The organism is Rhodococcus sp. ACPA1, from assembly GCF_002300195.1.
Taxonomy (GTDB): domain Bacteria; phylum Actinomycetota; class Actinomycetes; order Mycobacteriales; family Mycobacteriaceae; genus Rhodococcus_F; species Rhodococcus_F opacus.
The window spans coordinates 845,474-866,850 of the sequence record NZ_NSDX01000002.1 but is presented as its reverse complement, the minus strand read 5'-3'; the positions used below and the strand labels follow the sequence as shown (position 1 = coordinate 866,850).

General features: G+C 66.7%; 20 protein-coding genes and 1 pseudogene. 8 read left to right on the top strand and 13 right to left on the bottom strand.

Annotated elements, in window-relative coordinates; translation table 11 throughout:
* Nucleotides 1–217: 217 nt before the first annotated feature.
* From CJ177_RS48235 to CJ177_RS10545, 6 genes are all read right to left on the bottom strand, one after another.
* Nucleotides 218–1,246 (bottom strand): hypothetical protein, encoded by a 1,029-nt coding sequence (locus tag CJ177_RS48235; protein WP_257014464.1) that lies wholly within the window; start codon nt 1,244–1,246, stop codon nt 218–220.
* A gap of 276 nt (nt 1,247–1,522) precedes the next feature.
* Nucleotides 1,523–2,182 (bottom strand): hypothetical protein, encoded by a 660-nt coding sequence (locus CJ177_RS10565; protein WP_143548663.1) that lies wholly within the window; start codon nt 2,180–2,182, stop codon nt 1,523–1,525.
* Nucleotides 2,183–2,385: 203 nt separating this feature from the next.
* The gene (locus CJ177_RS10560; RefSeq protein WP_095867681.1) at nt 2,386–2,751 is read right to left on the bottom strand and encodes a type II toxin-antitoxin system HicB family antitoxin; all 366 of its coding nucleotides are present in this window, start codon (nt 2,749–2,751) and stop codon (nt 2,386–2,388) included.
* 478 nt (nt 2,752–3,229) lie between these two features.
* Nucleotides 3,230–3,586, bottom strand: coding sequence for a type II toxin-antitoxin system PemK/MazF family toxin (locus tag CJ177_RS10555; RefSeq protein ID WP_095867680.1), 357 nt, complete (start codon nt 3,584–3,586; stop codon nt 3,230–3,232).
* Nucleotides 3,583–3,795, bottom strand: coding sequence for a ribbon-helix-helix domain-containing protein (locus tag CJ177_RS10550; RefSeq protein WP_037232310.1), 213 nt, complete (start codon nt 3,793–3,795; stop codon nt 3,583–3,585). The genes CJ177_RS10555 and CJ177_RS10550 overlap by 4 nt, the downstream gene beginning before the upstream one ends.
* A 446-nt stretch (nt 3,796–4,241) precedes the next feature.
* Complete coding sequence (locus CJ177_RS10545; protein ID WP_095867679.1) at nt 4,242–5,018, bottom strand: VOC family protein; 777 nt, start codon at nt 5,016–5,018, stop codon at nt 4,242–4,244.
* Nucleotides 5,019–5,180: 162 nt separating this feature from the next.
* Here CJ177_RS10545 and CJ177_RS10540 point away from each other — a divergent pair, with 162 nt between their 5' ends.
* The 3 genes and pseudogenes from CJ177_RS10540 to CJ177_RS10525 all read left to right on the top strand — a co-directional run.
* Nucleotides 5,181–5,417, top strand: a complete 237-nt coding sequence (locus tag CJ177_RS10540) for a hypothetical protein (RefSeq protein ID WP_095867678.1) — start codon at nt 5,181–5,183, stop codon at nt 5,415–5,417.
* Nucleotides 5,418–6,375: 958 nt separating this feature from the next.
* On the top strand, nt 6,376–7,026 hold the full coding sequence (locus CJ177_RS10530) for a hypothetical protein (RefSeq protein ID WP_095867676.1): 651 nt from the start codon (nt 6,376–6,378) through the stop codon (nt 7,024–7,026).
* Nucleotides 7,027–7,281: 255 nt separating this feature from the next.
* Nucleotides 7,282–7,549 (top strand): annotated as a pseudogene (locus CJ177_RS10525) (hypothetical protein); the annotation flags it as partial.
* A gap of 174 nt (nt 7,550–7,723) precedes the next feature.
* On the opposite strand, the gene CJ177_RS10520 reads toward CJ177_RS10525, so the two are convergent.
* From CJ177_RS10520 to CJ177_RS47955, 4 genes are all read right to left on the bottom strand, one after another.
* The gene (locus tag CJ177_RS10520) at nt 7,724–8,011 is read right to left on the bottom strand and encodes a type II toxin-antitoxin system RelE/ParE family toxin (RefSeq protein ID WP_269455124.1); all 288 of its coding nucleotides are present in this window, start codon (nt 8,009–8,011) and stop codon (nt 7,724–7,726) included.
* A complete protein-coding gene (locus CJ177_RS10515; RefSeq protein WP_061043262.1) occupies nt 8,008–8,298 on the bottom strand; it encodes a type II toxin-antitoxin system Phd/YefM family antitoxin in 291 nt (96 codons plus the stop codon). Before CJ177_RS10515 ends, CJ177_RS10520 begins: the two co-directional genes overlap by 4 nt.
* Before the next feature lie 307 nt (nt 8,299–8,605).
* Nucleotides 8,606–8,737: a hypothetical protein gene (locus CJ177_RS47960; RefSeq protein ID WP_218835093.1), complete on the bottom strand. Its 132-nt coding sequence runs from the start codon at nt 8,735–8,737 to the stop codon at nt 8,606–8,608.
* Between the two features lie 86 nt (nt 8,738–8,823).
* Nucleotides 8,824–9,288 (bottom strand): hypothetical protein, encoded by a 465-nt coding sequence (locus tag CJ177_RS47955; RefSeq protein WP_218835092.1) that lies wholly within the window; start codon nt 9,286–9,288, stop codon nt 8,824–8,826.
* A 145-nt stretch (nt 9,289–9,433) separates the two neighbouring features.
* On the opposite strand from CJ177_RS47955, the gene CJ177_RS10505 reads away from it, so the two are divergent.
* Nucleotides 9,434–10,936 (top strand): wax ester/triacylglycerol synthase family O-acyltransferase, encoded by a 1,503-nt coding sequence (locus CJ177_RS10505; RefSeq protein ID WP_095867675.1) that lies wholly within the window; start codon nt 9,434–9,436, stop codon nt 10,934–10,936.
* A 1,870-nt stretch (nt 10,937–12,806) separates the two neighbouring features.
* Here CJ177_RS10505 and CJ177_RS48230 read toward each other — a convergent pair.
* Nucleotides 12,807–13,121: a DUF1931 family protein gene (locus CJ177_RS48230; RefSeq protein ID WP_095867673.1), complete on the bottom strand. Its 315-nt coding sequence runs from the start codon at nt 13,119–13,121 to the stop codon at nt 12,807–12,809.
* A gap of 336 nt (nt 13,122–13,457) precedes the next feature.
* Here CJ177_RS48230 and CJ177_RS10485 point away from each other — a divergent pair, with 336 nt between their 5' ends.
* On the top strand, nt 13,458–13,802 hold the full coding sequence (locus CJ177_RS10485) for a WhiB family transcriptional regulator (RefSeq protein ID WP_061043259.1): 345 nt from the start codon (nt 13,458–13,460) through the stop codon (nt 13,800–13,802).
* A 497-nt stretch (nt 13,803–14,299) separates the two neighbouring features.
* Here CJ177_RS10485 and CJ177_RS49355 read toward each other — a convergent pair whose 3' ends face one another.
* Together CJ177_RS49355 and CJ177_RS49350 are read right to left on the bottom strand one after the other, a co-directional pair.
* Complete coding sequence (locus tag CJ177_RS49355) at nt 14,300–14,746, bottom strand: hypothetical protein (RefSeq protein WP_095867672.1); 447 nt, start codon at nt 14,744–14,746, stop codon at nt 14,300–14,302.
* Nucleotides 14,747–15,327: 581 nt separating this feature from the next.
* A complete protein-coding gene (locus CJ177_RS49350; RefSeq protein ID WP_156682013.1) occupies nt 15,328–15,831 on the bottom strand; it encodes a hypothetical protein in 504 nt (167 codons plus the stop codon).
* A 1,289-nt stretch (nt 15,832–17,120) separates the two neighbouring features.
* Here CJ177_RS49350 and CJ177_RS10465 point away from each other — a divergent pair.
* The 3 genes from CJ177_RS10465 (at nt 17,121) to CJ177_RS10455 (ending at nt 19,214) form a co-directional block, all read left to right on the top strand.
* Complete coding sequence (locus tag CJ177_RS10465) at nt 17,121–17,330, top strand: hypothetical protein (RefSeq protein ID WP_257014462.1); 210 nt, start codon at nt 17,121–17,123, stop codon at nt 17,328–17,330.
* Nucleotides 17,331–17,488: 158 nt separating this feature from the next.
* On the top strand, nt 17,489–17,881 hold the full coding sequence (locus CJ177_RS10460) for a hypothetical protein (RefSeq protein ID WP_257014461.1): 393 nt from the start codon (nt 17,489–17,491) through the stop codon (nt 17,879–17,881).
* A gap of 391 nt (nt 17,882–18,272) precedes the next feature.
* Complete coding sequence (locus tag CJ177_RS10455; RefSeq protein WP_257014460.1) at nt 18,273–19,214, top strand: lytic transglycosylase domain-containing protein; 942 nt, start codon at nt 18,273–18,275, stop codon at nt 19,212–19,214.
* The last annotated feature ends 2,163 nt before the right edge of the window (nt 19,215–21,377 follow it).

Here is a 21,377-nt window from a genome sequence, read left to right as displayed (position 1 = left end):
GTGACCTGCCGGCCGGACACGCCCAGCTCGGCGGCTGCGGCCGACACCGACATCTCACCCATACATATATGGTCGCACTTGCGACCATATAACGCAATATTTGCAGTTCAAGGTACATCTATAGCCGTTACCGACTGAGACCGGGCACGCAGGACTGCGACGTCGTCGTCCACAGCCCAGCTCCGCCGCACGAGAGGCGGCATCGATCCGCACCACGTCAGCCACGCCAGGCTCCGTCCAGGATCGCCCGACGCAGGTGCTCGGCGGCTTCCGCCGCATCCGGGCCCGGGCTGGCGAGCACATCGTGCAACGCGATGATCGGGTCGACCCGCACTGGCAGCACCTCGTCGACCGCGGTCGGATCGACCCGCGCCGTCGGTTGTGCCGCCGCGGCCGCGGTGCGCCACACAGTCGGGTCCTGCGGCACCGTCACCACCAGTGTGTACTCCGCATCGGTGGCCGGGGTGAAACCGGCCGCAGTGAAGTCCAACAACTCGCTGCTGTACAGCCCGGCCATCGCCGGCAACCGCCACGGCGCATACACATCCGCGGCCACATCCCCGGTCAGCACACACCCCACACCCTTCTCCGCGCACCATGTTGCGGCCGCCTCCGCCTGCCGCACTGCAGGATCGAGTCCGTACCAGTACGTCGACACACCCCCCGGACCCGGATACTCCGCAAGCACCCCATCGAGGGCCTCAGCACGCTGCCCGATCACCCACCCACGGTCGGTGCGCGACGCGAACCGATGACCCCGCAACACATGCGAGACCGACTGCTGCGTAACCTGCAGAACCGCGGCCAGCTCAACCTGCGTCACCGGCTGCTCGGCCAACAACAGCAACCGTTCGACCGCCCACCGCGTCCACGACCGACGACCACGCCGCAAAGCCTGTACCTCCGACCCGGCCTCGGTCGACGCCGCGGTGTGGTCGATACCCCCGATGACGACACGACCCTCCTCGACCGCGATCAGATCCACCACCCCCTCCGCCGCGAGATCCCCCAAGTACGACGTCGCACGCGGGGTGACAAGCAGGAACCGGTCCTCGCGATTCCCCCCACGTAGGCCCTCAACAATGCTCGGGGTCGGCGGCCTCCCATACACCTTGACCTTCACCGCCACCGCGCCCCCGCCAGGGACAACCAGCTCCAGATCAGTGGGCCCACCCGAGACGACCCGAACCTCGGCACGACGCAGCAACAGCAACGCACCCGACAACAACCGATCCGCCCGAGCCACACCCACCACCTCCTGCCCACCCACCGAACTGCGAATACAAACTAAAATACCACCGAGTACTTAAGTTTGTACAAGGCGATTCTGCGTGCAGACGTACACCCCGCGGCCATCGGCCACGAATCAACGCCGGCCCCCTCCGCGGTACCCAGACCCACTCCTTCGCGCGGCCCCCAGCCGCGGCGCCTGAACTCGTCTCCGAGGGCCGGCGTCGGATGCACCACCGCCCTGTGCGAGGGTGGCGATGTTCGCCGGATTGCCGTTGGAGGCCCCCACCCCCTACATTCCCCGCTCGGCCACGCTGATCATGTTGTCGACGGCGACCTCGGTCAGATCGCCCTCCTCGAGCTCCTGCAACGGGGTTCGGCCCTCGAGGATGTCGGAGGGCGTGCGCCACCAGGACGTGACCCCCCACGGATCCTCGGCAGCCCCCAACCTGCTGTTCGCGTACGCCACGATCGGCCACACCCGGTGATGCACCGTATCGAACTGGAACGCCGGATAGTGATAATCGGGGCGGCGCCCCAACGGCAAACCGAGCAACACACCCTCGTCCCGTAACTTCTTCACCAGGGTCCGCGATTCCCCCGCCCGCGGTGCCAGCACCCGGCCGGCCTCCCCGGCCTTGAGGGTGGCCACCTGCTCGAGCAACGACTGCCGCCGCTCCGCCGCCGCCGCCGCGAGGTCCCCGGCACGAGTTCGCACTGGGTCGGCGAACGCCTCATCGAGAATCAGCTTCGCGATCAGCGCCCACTCACCTCGCGGCGCATTCCGGGTCACGTACTCCACGAACTCGCCCGCCACCTCCACACCACGGCCCGCACCAGCGGGGCGGGCGGCGCTCAGCCGGTGACCACGCCCGGCAACCACCCGCGGCCCACCCCCGCTCTTCGCAGCCGGCGCCTTGATCACCTTCCGCCGCGTTCGATTCTCCCGCATCCCACACCTCCGATACGTGAAGTACGTATCAATAATCGTACTCCACGTACATCCTGTCGGACAGGGCATCCCCGGCGAGGCCTTCCCGTCACGCCCGCCCCAGGTGGCTCGTGGGATACACGGAACTGAGAATGTGCACCAGCTGACCGCCGATGATGCGGTCGTCCTGCCCCGTCACGGGTGTCGGCGATATCCTCCCGGCCTCACCCCGGCGTTGCGTCGCCTCCGGCGTGGTCGCTGGCGGGAGCGGAGAGTTTCTGGTTGACCAGCAGATTCAATGAGACACCCTGCTCCTCGGCCTCGATCGCCAGTGTGCGGTGCACCCGTGGTGAGGTTCGCACGGTGAAGGTGCCGCTGTAGGAGCGGTCCGCGATCGGCACGGGCGGGCGTTCCCCGGTGCTCGCCATGTCGTCGAGGACCTCTCGGACGACGGTGACGATGCCGTCGAGGGCCTCGTTCTGGGTGTCGGCGAGCCAGGACAGGGAGCGGAATTCGGCGACGGTGCCGACGAACTCGCCGTCCGGTTCCGACCAGGTCACCCGGTAGGTGTAATGCGACGGGTCAGCCATTGCCCGCCTCCTTCACGCCCTTGCCGTCGGCGGAGATGGCGTGGTCGACCCCGGGAGCACTCGGCCGTGCCACCTTGTCTTGTCGGACACGCCCTGTGGACTGACAGGAATCCCCGCGGAGTTGCGCCTGCCCCGACCTACAGGATGGTATCACCGGCGATACCAATTTCGAAGTGAGCAGCAGGTAAGTCGTGGGTCTCACCCTGGCGCTTGTGGTATCGCCACCGAGCCCCGGGATCTCCGACGCGATCGGCGTCCCTGGCGTCACGGCGCATCTCATGGTCCTTGACCGCTTGTCACGGTCCTCCCAGACCGGGGCCCGGGCGAGAAGAGAGAAGAGTTGAGAGCGCTGCGCCTCTCGCGGACTTCTCCGAGTTCACCGTGGGCAGGACCGCGCGGCGGGATCGGAACGGCCGCCGCGAAAGTGCGACGGGTGCCCCACCTGATGAACCCGTCAGACCGACCCAGGGGACGCGACTCAGTGCAGATCGAGATGCAGCCGCAGAGCTTCCTCGAGCGCGGCAAGCGTTCTCGTCGAAAGCTTCCCGACCGGGTCACCGTCGAGATGACGCACCGAAACCGAACGAACCTGTTCCGCTTGAGCCTTCGACTCACGCGGCATACCCGATTCGTCAGGTTCGACGAGAACCTGAAACGCGAACACATGTGCCGTGTTACTCGTCAACGGCACCACAGTGACCACCCCCTGACCGAGCCGCTCCGCCGTCGCATTGGCGCGATCATTACTCACCACAACAGCGGGTCGACGCTTGGCCGCTTCACTGCCCTGCGCCGGATCAAGATCAACCCAGTGCACCTGACCCCGGCGGATCATTCGCCATCTGCCGAAGTGACGTCCCAGTCGTCGTCGACACCACCCTCGACAAAAGCCGCCGCGTAATCGCGCTCGAGACCCACCTCCCCGAGCATCCGAACCGCGGCTCGAATCCCCGCCGACCGGCCACCCAGACCGTGGTCGCGGACGTACGCGTCGAGGACGCGAGCGTCCTCGTCGGGCAAACTGATCGTGAACCTCGTCGTCATACTGCAATCATACTCCAGTATGAACAGGCAGGAAGAGCCCGAACCAACCGCCGGCATCTCAGGCGGCCCACCACGATGCGCGGATGCTCCGATGATGGCCAACCAGTCCACGTGCAGCGAAAACTCACCGCAAGGAGGCCGATCCCACGCCCAGACAATCGCTCCACGAGTGAGAATTTCTCGTGAACGGCCGGCCGTTCCCTGACGCGCGCGTGCTGGCAGGCCCCTACTCGGGGTCCGTCACCACCTCGACAGGGCGTCGGTGGTTGGTCGTGACAGGGGCAGCGCGGGCATCTCGGTCAGGGCGTTCATCGCACGACCGGGCTGATCGGGCCGCCGTCGAGCAGCGCTGCCGCCTCGTCCGAGCACCCCGGCTGGCGGCCCGCGATCACCCTCGGCGCCACTTCGCACGCACCAGCTGTGGGCGGGTAGCCCGACGGGAGCGTCTACCCCTGTACACCCGGCAGCGGGGAACCCACCGTGAACGTCGCACCGAACGGATCGGCGACATCGGCGGTCCGCCCGTACGGCATGTCCGTCGGATCGTCCGCGGTGCCCCCGTTCGCCCGCGCGGCGGCGACGGCCGCGTCGGTATCGACGACCTGGAAGAGCGTGCCCCAGGCGGACGCCGATGCGGACGGGTCGCCCACGATGCCACCGATCTCGTGCCCATCCGGTCTGCGCAGAAAGGTGAAGTCCACGCCGGGCAGGTCGTCGTTCCCGTCCAGGGTGAAGTCGAACACCGCCGCGTAGAACTCCCGCGCCGGGCCGGGATTCGGGGTCACCAAGTCGTTGCGTAACAACGTGTTCGGCTCGTTCACGAGTTCGCAGCCGACGTGTGCCCGCCCCTGCCACAGGCCGAACTGCGCCCCGGACGGATCCCGCACCATCGCCATCCGACCCTGGTCGGCGATGTCCATCGGCTCCATCAGCAGTGCGCCGCCCGCGGCGGCGGACCGAGCGACCGTCGCATCGAGATCGTCGGTCGCCAGGTAGACGTTCCACCAGAACTCGGTGGCGTTCTCGTCGGGATTCGGCATCAGCGCGGCGACCTTCCTGCCGCCGAGCAGACACATCGTGTACCGCCCGTACTCCTCGGGCCCGACGTCGAATTCCCAACCGAAGACCGCCCCGTAGAAGGACATCGCCCGGTCGAGATCCGGGATGCCCAGGTCGATCCAGGTGGGGGTGCCGAGTGACTGATTCGTCGTGACCGCGCTCATCGCTGCTCCTCAGCTGTCCGGGTACCCACTCGACGCTAGCCCGCGGCACCGACATTCGACGGCAGAGCCACCGGATTCGCTGTCGCGCTCCGCGAACCGACGGCACCTCCCGTTCGGTCCGCGTTTCGCCACGAGCACACCACTGAATGACACACTGCGCTCATGACCGCCGCCGGCCCATTCGCGACCGCTGGGACGGACTCGAAGCCAGATCGCAGATCGCTGCTCGGCCACGGTCCCGCCACACTGGTCCGCGGCCGCCTACTGCTCGCCTCGCTCGCGGCCACGCCTCGACTGCGCGAGGACGCAGTCCGGTACTACCTCGCCGACGACTTCGCACACTGGCTCGAACACGTACCAGACCGCCCACCCCGGCCCCCGGTCGACGACGGCGCCTGAACACCGGACGCCGACGAGTACCCGGCACGGTCCCAGCAACACCGCCGCCGGTTGTCATCACCCGGCCGGGTCGGCACCCTCAGGTATCGCAGAATTCTATTGTTCCTCACCCGAACCCAGCGGACGCCGCGCGCAACAGTTCCAGCCACTGACGTTGTTCGGAGCTCAGGTCGATAGTGAGTTGCCTGCCGTGAAGTTCCTGGTACACGCACGTGAGGACAGATGGCTCAGAGTAAGTTGTCGTTGCCCGATTCCGGCGACCTCCACCTCGTCTCCGGCCCCCGAACCACCCCCACCGTCTTCGTGGTCGATTGGCACGCGACCGGACTGGCCCTCGCCGGTGTCGTCCTCGCCGCCGGCGGCGTCTGGCTCCGGTGGCGATCGCCGCGACGAGCGAGCGTAGGGGACGTCTATCTCCGCTGTCCAGATGGCACTACTCGTCCAGGTCAGGACTCGACCGGGACCAACCGCTCCAGGCCGGCAGGGCAGGGGAACTGCCCCGGGGACGTCGCCGCGCATCGACTCGATCACCGCGTCCTCGCCGTCGACGCATGCTCGTGCGGATGGATCTGGCGGAGATCGTCGACCAGAGGCTCTCACCGAGCACTACGCCGCCCACTGCATGCCCTGCCCGCCACCGGAATCGCTCCACAGCTCCCCCCATCCGCCCCGTCGGAAGCCGAGGTGTGCACGGGCAGAGTTGGCGGCAAGAGCGCTTCTGGTGTCGAGGACAGACATGCCCACCCTTCGGTGTTGCACCAAATTTGCACACCACTGTGGAAGCCCCGATCCGACAGCGAGCGCACCCCGGAAACTGTCAGCGCCCGATCCAGCACGCGTCGCCGAACCCGCAATCCGGTCCGGCGCGGCGTTCATTCCCGTCGCCTGCCGCCGCCGCACCATGGGCGAACTGGTAGACAGACCAGATGTGGTGGAACGCTCTGATCAGGAGGCCCCGATGCCACGACCATCATCATGGGTGAGGACGACGGCCTCCGCCCTCGGCGAGGAGCTGGCACGGATCGGTCTGACCGTCCCCGCCGACCGACTCGAGGACCTACTCACCGACCGAGTCGCCGCCGTGGCAGAGCGGATGCACATCACCGAACGCACCGCCCGCCGGTACTTCGATCATCACGCACTGCGCACCCTCGCCCGTGAACTGGCCCTGCGCATCAAAGATGAGGCACCCGGCGCCGACCTGCTGACACTGCCCCGCACCATCACCATGCCCCTGCCCACCCTCGGTGCGACAATCGCCGCCCTCGTCGAGGTCGCCGCCCTCACCGGCGCCAACACCGGTCCCGACGAGCCGACGACAGCGATGTCGATGATCTCCACCCTCGGCGTCCTGACCAGAGAACACGACGGCAACCTTCCCACAGTATTTGTGCCGGAGCCGCTCGTCGTCCGAGCGGTACGGATCATCGAAAACACCGCCGACCTCGTACACCAAGGCTGCACACTCCCACCAGGCGTCGCCGAGGACGTACGCCCCCACCTGCGGAAGGCACTGAGCGACGACGCCGCCCGGCTACGGGCACTGATCCCCGACACCGGCCGACGGACCGGCCCGGGCCTGTGGGCGGTCCCCGACGATCCCCGGTGAACACCGCGACTGCCCCGAATGCATTCGTGTCGCAGAAACGAAGGAGAAACGAGATCTTCTGGGTAGTGGCTTCGGTGTCCTCGGCCGGTTTGCTCTCGGACAGGTTGAGCGTGGGCAGCCCGTACTCGCCGGTCGGCGTGGTCCCGGTGACCACACCACCGCCCGTCGAAGTCAACGCTGCCGCCCGTGCCGATGGACGTCACCCATTCCGCGCCTTTCATTGTCGAGGTGTTGCGTCGACCGGTTGAACCTGGTCGGTTCCGTTCCGGAATGTTCGTAGAATTGTTGGCCTGCAATGGCTTACGAGTATCTATCGGAAGGTTGGGGCATGCGGTGACAATGCGGCGATGGAATCGTTCTTCGCGTTGCTGCAACGCAATGTCCTCCACCGTGGCCGCTGGAGCAGCCGTGGGGAACTACGGTCGGCGACCGTCGGGTGGATCGAGACGACCCACCACGGCGGCGCCGGCAACGCGGTCTCGGTCGACTGAAGTGCTGCCACACAATCACCACCGGCAGATAGAAAGTGGGCCAGCAGCGGCCCCGCGATGACGCCCAGCGAAATCCGCAGTCCTTTCCACCCATCATCCGCAACACGCCTCCCGATCACATCCGGGACCCGACATATTCCCAGATCAGAGCATTCACTCAGGCCACGGGTCTACCCTGTCCATCCTGCGACACTCGCCGTCTTTCGTCAGGACGAGGACCGATAGGCGTGCGCGCGGTGAGAGATCGCGGTGACCTCGACCGTACGATTCGCGTCGTTGATCAGATACAGCACCCGGTACGTACCCCGGCGGGCGCTGTACGCCGGGGCGAGCGGTGGATCCAGAGGTTTCCCCACCCGCCGCGGATTCTCCAGCAGCGGACCGGTGACGAACTCGTACACCGCGGTCGCGACCTTCTCCGGCAACGACGTCGCCAACGCCCGCGCAGCCGACCGCGCCATCACCAACCGATACCCCTCGCCCCGCTCGCTCACTCCCCGGACGACCGAGCATTACGCATCAGCCGGGCCAGCTCCTGCGCATCGACGACATCCCCACCGTCGACCTCGGCCCGGCCGGCGAGATGCGCCGCCAGCAGATCGGTATCCGACAACACCGCGATCGTCTCCCGCAACGCGTCGTAGTCGTCGGCGCCCAGCAGGACCGCGGCGCGGTGCCCGTTGCGGGTGATCTCGAACCGCTCGTGCGTACGTTCGGCCTCATCGACCAGCCGCGACAGCTGCGCCCGGGCGTCGGCAACAGGAAGAGTCGTCATGTACATAATTCTAGCCTAAACTTGCACTCGGCCCCGCACCCGGCAGATCGCCGACATCCGGATCGAGCCCGGTTTCCGGACGAAGGAACCCCTCCGAAAACGTGATGTCACGCGCTGGAGATCGTCGCGTTCCGATCTCGCCAGGCCAGATCCCCGTCGCGGCCGATGACGCCATTGCGGGCAACCGATGCAATCAGTGTCACGTGCACCCGATCATCATCCCTGACGGCGAGTCCCGATCAGCAGTCACGGCCATACCCAACAAGTCGACCTGCAACCGGCGGCGCCCGTGAGCCAATCCCTCAGCGTGTGACTACTCAAGACCGCCGTTGCTCTGGAGAAGTTGGGCGTTGATCCCTCCGCCCTCCGCCGAGCAGAGGAACGTCACCAGATTCGCGCAGTCCTGCGGCATACCGAGGCGTCCCAGAGATGTGCAGGTGATCATGTGCGCCTTCTGCTGTTCGGTCCATTCACCCGGTGTCGGTCGGTCCGGGATTGATCGCGTTACAGGTCACTCCCAGATCGGCAAGCTCACGGGCGGCGGCCAGCGCGATCCGGTCCATCGCCCCCCTTGCTCGCCCCACAGGCCAGGTTGCCGGCGGTGTGATCGCTCGTCAGGCTGACCACCCGCCCGGTACCGTGCTGACCGCGAAATCGCAGCCTGTATCCCCGGATCAGCAGCCACGACGCCCGCGTACTGAACGCGAAGTGCCGATCGAAGCTCTCCATCGTGGTGTCCAACCGGCCGGAATCGACCGACTCGCAATGGCAGAACACCAGCGCGGAGACGTTTCCCAGTTCGCGCTCGACGCTGTCGAAGAGCCGATGGGTCAATCCCACTTCTCTCACACTCCCCCGGCGGAGGTTCTTTCCGTACTCGGCGCGATCGCCGAGTTCTCTGGTATCCAGATACGCCGGGATGTCCGCACGAACCTTCGCTGTTGCCCGCGTGCGGCCGCACCGGCGGCCACATAATCGAAACTCGGTGTGCGCCAATTCGAAATGGTTCGATCGAAGCTCATTGAGGATTTGGTGAACGAATTGCGTGGGACACCACGGGGGGCGCGCCGCGGCGTAGCGTTGGGGTGACGCCTTGTGGGCTCGCCCAGCACGTTGGCTCACCCAATCCAGGTAAAACCTTATGCACCAGCTCAGTTCACTCGATTCACAGTTCCTCGACGCCGAGACATCCACCACCTCCACCCATGTCGGAGTCCTGAGTGTCCTCGGCCCCACCACACCGGGGGGCGGGCTCACGGTCCAGGACCTCCGGGCGCTCGCCGGTGACCGATTACACCTGGTGGGGCCACTGCGGTGGCGGCTACAGGAGGTACCACTCGGGCTCGACCGACCCTACTGGGTGGACTCCGAGTTCCTCGACCTCGGCTATCACATCCGGGAGGTCACCCTGACCGGTCCCGGCACCGACGAACAGCTCGCCGAGCAGATTTCCGGTCTCGCGGCACGTCCACTGAGCCGCGACCGGCCCCTGTGGGAGTGCTACCTGGTGAACGGGCTCACCGGTGGCCGGCAGGCGATCTACACCAAGGTGCACCCCGCGGTGATCGACGGTCTGACCGCGGCGCAGGCCCTCGCGGTGCTGATGGACACCACCCCGCAACCCCGCACGGTGCCGCACCGGCTCAGCGACGAGCAGTACCAGGCGGCCGGCGCCCTGGGGATGCTCGGCTACAGTGCCTGGCATCTGGCACTGTTGCCCGCGCGAATGATGTGGTCCTCGCTCCGGCTGGCACCGCACCTGCCTGAACTCGCCCGCGCCCTCACCGTCCCGGGCGCGGACCTGCTGGGCACACTCGCCCGGAGGCTGACCCCGCGCACATGGCGGCGGTCGGCCGACGAAGCGACGGCCGGGGCACCGGCCGCGCCCGACACCCCATTCCACGGCCCCGACACCGCGCGCCGACGCTTCGCGTTCACCTCGCTGCCGCTCGGCGAGGTCGAGGCGGTCAGGACCGCGCTGGGGTTCACCGTCGACGACGTGGTGACGGCGCTGTGCACCACCGTGCTGCGTCGCTGGCTCATCGACCACGATGCCCCGCCAAACACGGCGCTGGCCGCGGCCATGCCGATCGCGCGGCGCACCGACGCACAGGTCGCGGCCGCCGACCATCGGCTCTCCCTCCTGCCCATCGCCCTTCCGATCAACGAAGCCGACCCGGCCCGCCGCCTGCACAAGGTGCACACCTCGCTCACGGCGGCACCCCAACCTTTCCGCGCCGCACCCGCCACCCTCGTCCGCGACTTCGGTGCCGCGCTGCCGCGAGCACTGCGCGGTCCGATCTCGCGCACACCGCTGCGGGCACTGACCATGCCCACGCCACCGGTCAACCTGATCATCTCCCACGCCGCCGGCCCTGCTCGGCCGCTGTATGCCGCGGGCATCGAGGTGACCGGGAACTTCCCCGTCTCCGCCGTCAGCGACATGGCCGGCGGCATCACCATCGCCGCCATGTCCTACGGCCGGCACCTCGACGTCGGCATCATCACCTGCCGAAACCTCGTCCCCGATGTGTGGGACGTCACCGGCCAACTACACCAGGCCCTCTCCGAACTGACCGCGTGCACCCGCAACGTCCGATACCTGCGACCCGACCGTCCCCCGCACCGACCGATGTCGAGGTAACCGCGCTCTCGTCATCGGCACCACCATCTACCGACCCGAAAACGCAAATAGTCCCGGCTCTACCCGGAGGCGATTTTGCGTGGAGGCCGTCCTGTCGAGACGATCCTTGGGCAGGAAGGATTTTCGAGGTTGGCGCGGCGCTCGATTTCCGTCTACGAGGCCGACCGGCTTCAGCCGGGGCCGGCTACCGGAACGCCGCGTCGGCGGTTCCTCGAGTGGAACGGATCGTCGCCACTGAGCGAATCGGCGATCTCGCGATACGCCGGTGGTGGGGCGGCGGCGGCCAAGTATGAGTTCGTCCGCGCAAAGGTGCCGGATGCGGCCGTTGGCGAAATGCACGGTCGAATCCGCTACTGCCCCAAGTCTTCCATCAGCATGCGGATCAGGTCCAGATGGGAACCCTCCGACTGAAGGGGTCAGTCGGCCGGAGGAGTCAGGCGGCCGGAGGGTCCGGGCTCTCGCGCGGGTTTGCCGTCCGAGGGCACGCGGCAGCACGCGCATCGGATACCCCTATCCAACCGGTTCACTCCTCGAGCCGACAACGCATCGGTCCAGCGCACCGAGGGCGCCCGCCGATCGCATCGGTGACCAATGCCAGGGGGCACGGGGATGGTGCCGGCGACTCGCCGTGCACCCATCAGTTCCTCGTCACACCGACGGTGCAGACCATCAAGATCAACCCCGCGCCGATGCCGACAGCCAGATCGGCAACGTGATTGACGAACGGACCCGATGTTCGTCATCCCCAGAGACACTCAACAGCCATTCCACCGTCCCTCGCCCGATCCGACGATTCCGAACGTGCCGGTAGCCGCCTGGTTCGCCGCTCGGCAGTGGGATACGAGTGGAACCCGGGGACCCACCAGTGCGTCTTGCCGGCGCATTGACCTGGTGGCGCCCTTTTGACCACACCGCGACGATGGTGACGAAGGGGTACGCCGTGGGCCGGTTGGCGCGCTCCGAACTAGACGTCCCGCCGCACGGGCGGCCTCAGGTTCTTCACGGTAGGCGCCGGGTACCGGCACGGCCTGTGAATCTTGACATCTCCTCAGGCGTTTCCACCGATCTCGCCCAGCGCGCTCCGGCACGTGAAGGCCGCGCTCGCGGCGGGAAGATTATCCGGCTGCATACCCCGAAAGTGACCGGGGACGGGCACGTGCCACCAGGCCAGGTCGACAGAGCGGCCGATCGCATCCGGTGCCCCCTGCGTCGCGGCCAGCGAACGCCGGAACGGGATCGCGGACCCGACTGCCCGCGTCGGCGTCACAGCACGGCACCGCTCACCCGAAGCCGGGGCCGCCCGGACTCGCCCGTCACGTGCTCGAGGCAGGGCGGTCGATCGCCGAGCACCAGTTCCCACGAGCAGCCTGCGGACCTTCGACGGTCACCGCAACTTCGACATGAACATCACGGGCGCCTCCGGACGGAACTATCCCATCACTGAACATGGAATGCGCTGTGCCATAGCCGGATTGATCGGACAGGCGGCGAACGACACGATGCCCGTGCTGTCGTCGACGCGTCGGACAATCCGACGCATCCTGCCGCCGCACCCGATCGGGTATTCACCTCTGCCAGCCCGGGCACTGCGTCTCACCCGCAGCCTCGGTCGGCATCGGCGGCGCTTCGGCGACCCGGGACGGGACAACCCTTCGGTGTCAGAGGTAGAGGTCGAGAGGGACACCGATCATCGAGCGGTGTCCGACCGTGGGCGCGCACCGTCTTCACCTCGGGATACGGTGCGGAAGGTCCGCGCGAACGTCACGCGCAGCCCGCCGGTGGTGTCGCGGGCAGCCACGACCGGGGTTTCGGTCGCGAGCATCCGGTCGAGCGACGGATAGCCGGTCAGTCACCCGAGGATCGGCTCGACTCACACGGGGACCGAGCTCGCGGAACAATCGCCGTTCTCCCTCAAACCCTTGGTGATCGATAGGTCCGTACAATCGATGATGTTGCGGCGAAGGGCCGCGGCAACCGCCGCGGCGACGAAGAGCAGATCGCATATCCTCCTGGCGACGATCTCGCCGACCGGCGAAAGTCGCCCCTGCCGACGCCGCGAGCGGCCACCACCCGAAAGCTGTCCTCGAACTGATCGAGCGTCACGACCCTCACGGTGGGCACCGCAGCTTCCACCGGGTGACAATCCTCCATCCCACCCCGGGTGGCCGGCAGGGGAAAGTCGCATACGTACAGCACAAGAGCCACAAGCCTCCCGAGGCGGGAGCCATGACACGGCATCACCCCCGATGGGGCCACGCCGCCACCGCCACCGCCACCGTCACCGTCACCGTCACCGTCACCGTCGAGGATTGGACACTCGACCGCCTAGCGCAGACACCAGGTCATCCGCACTACCCGTCAAACCAAGGTGCCCGGTTTGTTGTCCGGAACGAGCCGCAACCGATACCCCACGACACATCGACAACACAGAAAATTCAGTTTCCTGAGTCCGGATCTGCCCACAGATCCTCCCGTTCGGGAACGAAAGGAACCGCACTTGCTCCCCGCACGAACCCCATCCATGCCGAGACACGAGGTCCTGAGCGGACCCGAAGGATGGCGGGACAGCGCCGCGTGCCGCGGTATCGAACCGTCGGTGTTCTTCTCCCCCGACAATGAACGCGGTACCGCCCGAGGTCACCGCGAATCACGGGCCCGGCAGATCTGCCAGGACTGCCCCGTACTCATCCAGTGCCGCGAGCACGCTCTGACGACGGGCGAACCGTACGGAATCTGGGGCGGCATGACCGAAAACGACCGCAAACGACACACCAACCGACTTCGCCGCCGCGAGCACCGACCCCTCGCGCCCCGGCACGCGACACCAGCCACCGCCGACGCCCTGCACCTGAGCTCCGCCCGGTAACGAGCGCGTCCAGCGCGACATCCCGACGACCCCACCACACGACGGAGAACCCCGGTTCGGACCCCGAATACGAACCAGATCAACGGTTTTGGACAACCAAGCGTCCGGTGGAGCATCGCCGATCGAGAACCCCGAACGCGTCAACGACGCGATGCTCCCGCCCTCGAAAGCGAGCACGGGTGCTATCCGAAGCGGCGAAACACCGATTGTCACCGGTCGCGATGACGAACTGCCCTCCCGGAGCAGCGAAGGTCGCCGACCGCAGCGGGCCTCCGGTTCCTCGACCCTTTCAGGTTCGGGCAGGTTGAGCGTGGGCAGTCCGTTCTCGCCGATCGCAGCGGCGGCCGTCATCGCAGCCTGAGCCGGATCGGGATTGCCCTCGCCCATCGGGTCGTTCGCCACCACCACGGCGGCAACGCAGGCGGCGGTGATGCCAAACGCGGCTGCGGTCTTCACGTATGGGCGGCCACCCGAAGGGCCACGCATTCCCCGGGCTTTTAGTCGGTAGTCGCTTGGCCGGCCCCCCGGCACCGCACCCGCGGTACGGGTGCCCGGGGGTTGTCACGAGGGTTACCGCTGGCGCCGCCGAACAGAGAAGCGTCCGGAACGCCTGGACACCGAGCACGCGGCCCACGCCCCGAGCGGGTCGAGTTCCTCGAGTCGCTCTCGGGTCGAGTTCCTCGAGTCGCTCTCGGGTCGAGTTCCTCGAGTCGCTCTCGGGTCGCGTCGTCGCCAGTCTTCGCCAGCCGCTGCCACTTGCCGGACAGAATGAAGAACTCGTCGAGGACCGCGATCATCAGCGGTAGCTGCGAGCCCTCGATCTTCTTGTGGTGAATGTAGGCGTTACGGGCCATCATCTCGGTGTGCAGCGCGCGCACGAACATTGCCGCGCGGAGCGCGTCGTACACGATCGCGCCACAGCCGGGGTAACCCTCGAGGGGCATCGAGTTCGATCATCTTCGGATCGACGCCGACGAACGGGATGCCACGGCGCGCCGCCTCGGTCAGCAACCGTGCGGATCACGAACCTCTTGCCACCGCCGGTCGGGCCCACGATCAGGCAGTGCGGCTTGTTCGAACTCGTCGACACATCCCAGAACATCGTCAGGTCCGCCGCGCCGGTCGCATACGGCAGGTGCCGCAGGTCCTCGTCGACCAGGGCGAACGGGTGCTCCACCCCGGTCGGCATCGCAGCCACGAGCCGCATCACCAGGTGGCCCTGCGAAGGGGTCCACTCCGTGGTCTAGGTGCGGCCGGACTCGTGCACGCCCGCAAGAGATGCCAGGGCTTGGTCAACCTTTGCCTGGAAGCCGCGGGCACTGGAGTTCATCGACGGCTCGAACGTGCTCTCGACGCCGTTCTCGAGCCGGTCTCGACGCCATACTCGTCGACCGAGTCGACGGTGACCTTCGCGTCTTTGACGATCGCGCCGGCATCGAGCGCCGCCTGCAGCGCCTTGTGCCGCGGGGAGCGAGTGTCGGGGATGATTTCGGTGCGGCTGGTATGGATTCGATTCTTGTGCGCCTCATGCTCGAGGCGGACCTCCCGCTTGCCGCGGCCAGGGCATGCCTCCTCGATTGCCCGGGTCAGCTCGTGAAAACGCCTTGGGCCGGATCACTGTGCCGGGGTGCAGTGTGATCGCCGCCCGGCAGATGGTCCGTCGCCGGGGAGCCAGTGACACGGTGACCTTCCGGGGAAGGTGACCGGTGGTCTGACGCACCACGGATTCGAGCATCTGAGTCCACTTGTGCGCGCGGTAGCGGGACACATCGAGCGCGCACAGTGCGGCAGCGACAGCGAGCAAAGGCCACTGGTAGCCGTGCAGCTGGGTCAGGAGGCCCGTCGCGGTCTCGTTGCCGTCGACGGCGGGCAGCAGCCGTGGCGCGTACACCGCCGCGCCGGCGCCAGCGACAGCGATCGGTGAGGTGGGGGTGAAGCGGCCGATGCGCGTCGGGTCGGGCGTCCGAATCGACCTGCGTGCCTGCGCGTGCGGTGTCGCAGTCGCCGAAGATCTCGCGGTACTGCTCAACCACCCAGTCCTTGACCGGGTCACGACTTGCGTTCACCGCGGCCCCTTTCGCTCGGTCCGACACCACTGCGGGAGTGATGCGGGAGCACTGTGGCAACAAACGCGCGCCGGATTCAACGGGGTATGTGGATAACTTCCGGGCGACGCGTTCGAGGAATCGTCCCGAGCCCGTCGCTGTCCCACGTAGAGCATCCCGGCGACCCCGGATCCCAGCGGTCCGCGCGCCGCTCACCGAGACCCGGTGTGTGCCGCATCGCACGCCGTGGCGAGGCAGGCATCCAGGGGGACTCGTTCGCTGTGTCGGCGGTGTTCGCCGCACGGTGCCGGAGCGGTGCGGGTGCGGCCGCGGACCCGCCCGCCGCAGCGCTCTGAACAGCAGTCGCGGACCCCCGCCGCAGAGCGCTCGAATCAGCGGTCGAATGAGCGGTCGAATGAGCGGTCGAGTTCCGGGCGTTTCGACGGTGATTCGACCACTGCGGCGAGCACGTCCGAGCACGCGTGTGAGACGCCTCTCCGCGAGCGATACCGGCAGGGTCGGTGCGGCGGTCGACGCGGTCCCGATGCCGGCGCGGCGAGTCCACGAAGGGCGCGCCGAACCGGCGCCCCGCTGCGCGGTCGACACAGCACCACCGCGGGCGTGTGACATGGGCGTCCCGAAATATGTTGGCGCGGCGCAATTTCTAGTAGTACACTCCCCCTAGGCCCGAAGGGCCGGGGGGAGTGACCCCCGAAGGGGGTGGGGTTCCCCGCTTTTGCGGACGCTCGATTCGGACGCCCGTTCTCATGCCACGGCAGAGCACCCTCCGATCGGTGCCGCAGCACCACTTGTTCGATCCCCATTTCGAGGGCAATAAGACGCGCACTCGTGTGCGCCTGAACACGGTCGGTCAGGCACCACATTTCAGCGCTGAATTTCGCGCTTCCACGGCCCTGCCGCAACCATTCCTCCGCCGGGTTCTCCGGGCACCGACCCACCGGGCGGCCCGTTGCGGTGCTCGGCGGACCCCACCTCAGCCTGATGAGCCAGGCGCCGCACACCGAACCACACACGACCCGTCAGAGGTCCACGCGTGACACCTCACCGCCCACGCAACCGATACCCGCGCCCAGCACATCCGTGTCTCACCAGGCCGAAAAGCACGCACCCCCGCTGCGCCCACGACCACCGCAACGCCCTACCCGAGAGGAAGTTATCCACATACCCCGTTGACGTCGGCACACGATTGTTCTTAACGCCGCCCGCACCACCTTTCAGGTGCTCTCGCCACATCCGACCCGAGGAGAACCCCATGCCTGTTGCGTCCACCGTCGTCGACGCCGCACTCGCTTCGCCCAAGCCCACCCAGATCGGGGGTGACTTTCTTGCTCAGGAAACCGAGGTGAACACCAACAACCTCGAGGACCGGATCGGCGACAACGCGTTCGCCCGTGATCTTCCCCGCTGGTCGTCCGCGCGATCGCCTCGGAGCCCCCCAAGAGCAACCTCTCGAAGGCGCTGACAGTCGGCGGACGGTCACTCGTCGCGATCATCATCTTCGTGCTCGCCGATAGCCAAAACGCAATGAACGGGCTCGGGGCCGTTTTCCTCAGCCTCTTCGGCGTCGACGCCTCACGCGTGCTCGTCCCTTGTGAACACATCCTCGAAGGAAGTGAGCACATGATCGACAACAACCGACCTGCTCTACCCGCCAGGACTCGCACTACCTCGGCCCCCGCGGGCAGAACCCTCCCGACTCGCATCCGGTACTCCGCCGTCGGGGTGAGTGCAACGATCGCGGTCACGGCCTTCGTCGTCGCCCGCATGATCATCCACGTCCCTCCACGCTTCACACCACTGGCCGTGATGCTCACGCTCACCGTCTCTCTCACCACCACGATCACCCGATACATCAACGCCGACCGACCCCCGCACTTTCCGTGTTCATCGCGGCATGGAACGACGTGGTGGTACCACGACCGCCTCAGACCCGGACAGAGCGCCCCGGCCCCGCGCCAGGACGCGTCACGGCCCGCCGTCCTCGACCTGTCCACTACCGAAGATCGACGGTGAAATCCGATCAGCCCGAACAAGGACATCGCCGCCGGTGCTCGACCCGAACTTCGACGAGCCGCAGCCGCCGGTCCTGCCGCCGGGAGCCCCGCCTCCCTCCCGGGCCGCAGCGATGCGCAACGCCCCCACGACCCCGCCGGCCGAACCGGCACCACAACACCCAGCCCGACCCCCGATCCCCGAGCCCCGGGGCCCGGGGCCCGGGGCCCGCCTGCCGCCCACCGAACCGCCCAGGGCACCTGCGGCAACCCCCCGCCCGCCGAGCCACCCGTCGTCGACGACCCGCCGGCCCGCAGCGACGCCGCACACCCGGCACGACCTCCGAAGCCGAGTTCGTTCCACCGGTGGAGAGCTACCGCCGCTGCCCGCCGACGAAGGCAGCGAAGCGCACATGCAGATCGACTCGATCCGCGTCATGCGCACAATCGCGGCGGCCTTCCCCGAGATCACGACCATCGGCGGATGGCGCCCCACCGGCGACGTCGCCCAGGATCACCCCGACGGCCGCGCGGTCGACATCATGATTCCCGACTCCGCGAGCGCCCAAGGGAAGGCGCTCGGCGACAAGATCGCCCTGTACCTCCAACAGAACAAGGTGGCCCTCGACGTCGAGTACCTGATCTGGCAACAGCGCTACTGGGATGGCACCGGCCACTGGTCGCTGATGGAGGACCGCCACGGCTACACCGCACACCACTTCGACCACGTGCACGTCACCACCGTCGGCGGCGGGATGCCGACCGCCGACACCCACTACCGCCCTGTTCCGGGCGCAACGACCACCACCGGGCCGTGCCCGACAGACGTCGGTGATCAGACCGAGCTCGCCCCTGGCAGCATCCCGCCGCAATACACCAACGCAGTCTCGGCCGCTGGTTCACTGTGCCCCGAGGTGAGCCCGGTTCTGGTTGCCGGCATCGTCCAGCAAGAGTCCGGGTTCAACGAAAACGCCGTCAGCAAGGGCGATGGCGTAAACCAGGGCGGCGCCGAAGGACTGAGTCAGTTCATGCCCGACACCTGGAAGGCCTTCGGTACCGATTCCGGTCTCGATCGTGCCGGGAATGCGGAACCACCGAACGCTGCCGACCCGTTCAATCCGTACGACGCGATCGCCTCGGAAGGGCACTATCTCTGCCACATCGCCGACTACCTTCGGCCGCATCACGACAGCGGGGCCGTTACGGGCGCGGTCACCGACCTGATCATCGCCGCCTACAACGGCGGGGAGGGCGCCGTCGTCACCTACGGCGGGATTCCACCATTCGGCCAGACCCAGGCATACGTGCCGGCCGTGCGTGAGCACATGGATCACTTCGCGGCCCGGTACCCGTAGCCCTCCTACCGCCACAACGGAAATTGTGTTGTCCGCGCAATCCATTCACCGGCACGATCCGCCGACCCGCCGGACGCGCTCACCTGGGGTGATCGCTCGAGGCAATAAGAGAGTTCGTTTACCAGTCGTGCACTGTTGATGCGACATCGGCGAATGGCAGTGGCCCGACGCACCCAGCGACCTGTTTGTCGCAGGACCGATCTCGTGTGGCAGGCAACCGGCGATGACGGGCGGTCCTGGTCAACATGTCAGCTCTGTGAGATCAGCAGTTCGACGCGATCTACGCCTGGAACACACCACTGGGGACCTGGAACAAACCACTGGGGAAGTGCAGCGAGGACGCATCAGAAGTTGTTGCCAGGACGCAAAAAAAATCATTCAACGGCGGCTTCGCTCCATCCATGCTCTCTTCGATGCGCTGTCTGGAGCGTAACGCACATGTCAAGGGGCCGACCGGTCCACATCTGCTTTGTCCTGGCTCGGTGCATCTGATGTCCACTCAGTGAATCTGATGCCGGCGGCGGTCAAACTGATGCCCGGCGCAGTGGATCTGATGCGGAGTTCCCTGACCAGCGCTCCGATGGCGCCTGCTGCGTTACCAGGAGAATCGCGACAACAGGCCGCCGTTCCATGTGCATCAGATTGGTCGAGCCCCGCGCGAAGAAGCCGACGCGGCCTATCTGATGCATCGCTGGTCAGAGCTTCGTTGCGGCATCAGTTTCACTGAGTCGGGACATGCTTTGTCCTGACTCGGTGAAGTTGGCGACGACTCAGTGAATGTCCTGTGACAGTTGATCGTCCTTTTTGTCAGTGAATCTTGCTCGTTCTCCTGCTTCTGCCAGTGCAGTTTGCTCCGTTCGAGATCACTTCATCTGCGAGGGAAGCCCTGGCGGCCAATGCGCTCTCGTCAACAGCGCAACCCACCTGGCGCGATCGGCCTCACTGCGCTCAATTGGGATGCCCGTGCAACCAACTGCTGCGAACGATGTTCAAGCAACATCCAATGGCGACATCCTCCGGATTCTCCGGTTCAACAGCGGCGTTGACCAAGTCCAGTTCGCCACTGAAAATTCCTCACCCCAGGTCCAGGCGTCGGCTTCAAGGACGATTCGCTGGCACAGGACAGTGAATCTGGCGAGTGCTGCGGTCTATCTGGCGGACGGCTCAGCGAACCTGGCGAATCCGAGGTGGTCACCCGCGATCGGGAATGAATCGAGGCACCGAGTTCCATGCTCGCCACGTTCTTTAACTCCGAAGTCGCCGCGGCGACTCAATAGACCTGGCGAACAGCAGGTACGGCCGCTGCGATCTCGCCAGATCCACTGAGCCAGGACAGCTTCCGCGTCCGGGGAGTACGGCGGATGTGTACCGTCCGCCAAGCGGAATGCCGTGGGACGCCTGCGAAAAAAACTCCCACGTGAAGCGATGGGGGCACCACCTGCGGATAGGAGCACTGAAAGAACAATTTGCGGCTTCCGTGTCACACAGGCCCCCGTACCGGGATCCTCCTTCCGAGGAGGAGACCAATCAGCGGCAAGCCGTGCGCCCGCTTACACAACAGAGGAGCGGCGTGGACATGCCCACTGATCAGCGAGCAGCGAGCAGTGAGCAGGCGTTGACGTGGCATACGCATCGGCGAAGCCGATGCGTATGCCACGCATGGTTGATTTTGCCGGGTGCGCGATGGCGTGCGGTGATCTGCCATCTCTCCGTTGCCGACTGCGTGAATGCCATTGGCGCACATAATCTTAGAAACTGATGACCGACATCGAGTCCGATAACTCGTGCGCACCAACCATATTCACAACCTCTGGCGGCAGTCACCCCCTCACCTGCCGTCCAACGCCCCACGATCACGCACACCCGCGGCGGTGACGGCACCAGTAACAAGGCCTTCCCCACCCCGCCACCGGCGCCGAACCGCCACCCCCACAGAAAAACGAACGCATGTCCGATGAATTCGGACACCGACAACCCACATACCACCCGAACCCTGACGCACACCCACCCCACCCCGACCCGTGACCGCCGACCCCGCCACCGCGACCACCCACCCCGGCCGCCTCACCCCCAACCCCCGCCGCGGGCCCACACCGCAGAACTCAACCTCGACATCGACATCGACATCGACATTCCCCACCTACCACACGCACCACGGCGCGC

Bases quoted from the DNA above. Each gene is read 5' to 3' on its own strand.
- CJ177_RS10460 (WP_257014461.1), top strand. From the start codon at position 17,489: ATGATCGACAACAACCGACCTGCTCTACCCGCCAGGACTCGCACTACC.
- CJ177_RS10565 (WP_143548663.1), bottom strand. From the start codon at position 2,182: ATGCGGGAGAATCGAACGCGGCGGAAGGTGATCAAGGCGCCGGCTGCG.
- CJ177_RS49355 (WP_095867672.1), bottom strand. From the start codon at position 14,746: ATGCCCCTCGAGGGTTACCCCGGCTGTGGCGCGATCGTGTACGACGCG.
- CJ177_RS10530 (WP_095867676.1), top strand. From the start codon at position 6,376: ATGCCACGACCATCATCATGGGTGAGGACGACGGCCTCCGCCCTCGGC.
- CJ177_RS10545 (WP_095867679.1), bottom strand. From the start codon at position 5,018: ATGAGCGCGGTCACGACGAATCAGTCACTCGGCACCCCCACCTGGATC.
- CJ177_RS10485 (WP_061043259.1), top strand. From the start codon at position 13,458: ATGCCGAGACACGAGGTCCTGAGCGGACCCGAAGGATGGCGGGACAGC.
- CJ177_RS10505 (WP_095867675.1), top strand. From the start codon at position 9,434: ATGCACCAGCTCAGTTCACTCGATTCACAGTTCCTCGACGCCGAGACA.
- CJ177_RS47960 (WP_218835093.1), bottom strand. From the start codon at position 8,737: ATGATCACCTGCACATCTCTGGGACGCCTCGGTATGCCGCAGGACTGC.
- CJ177_RS10555 (WP_095867680.1), bottom strand. From the start codon at position 3,586: ATGATCCGCCGGGGTCAGGTGCACTGGGTTGATCTTGATCCGGCGCAG.
- CJ177_RS48230 (WP_095867673.1), bottom strand. From the start codon at position 13,121: ATGCGACTTTCCCCTGCCGGCCACCCGGGGTGGGATGGAGGATTGTCA.
- CJ177_RS10515 (WP_061043262.1), bottom strand. From the start codon at position 8,298: ATGTACATGACGACTCTTCCTGTTGCCGACGCCCGGGCGCAGCTGTCG.
- CJ177_RS10560 (WP_095867681.1), bottom strand. From the start codon at position 2,751: ATGGCTGACCCGTCGCATTACACCTACCGGGTGACCTGGTCGGAACCG.
- CJ177_RS10540 (WP_095867678.1), top strand. From the start codon at position 5,181: ATGACCGCCGCCGGCCCATTCGCGACCGCTGGGACGGACTCGAAGCCA.
- CJ177_RS10550 (WP_037232310.1), bottom strand. From the start codon at position 3,795: ATGACGACGAGGTTCACGATCAGTTTGCCCGACGAGGACGCTCGCGTC.
- CJ177_RS10455 (WP_257014460.1), top strand. From the start codon at position 18,273: ATGCAGATCGACTCGATCCGCGTCATGCGCACAATCGCGGCGGCCTTC.
- CJ177_RS10465 (WP_257014462.1), top strand. From the start codon at position 17,121: ATGCCTGTTGCGTCCACCGTCGTCGACGCCGCACTCGCTTCGCCCAAG.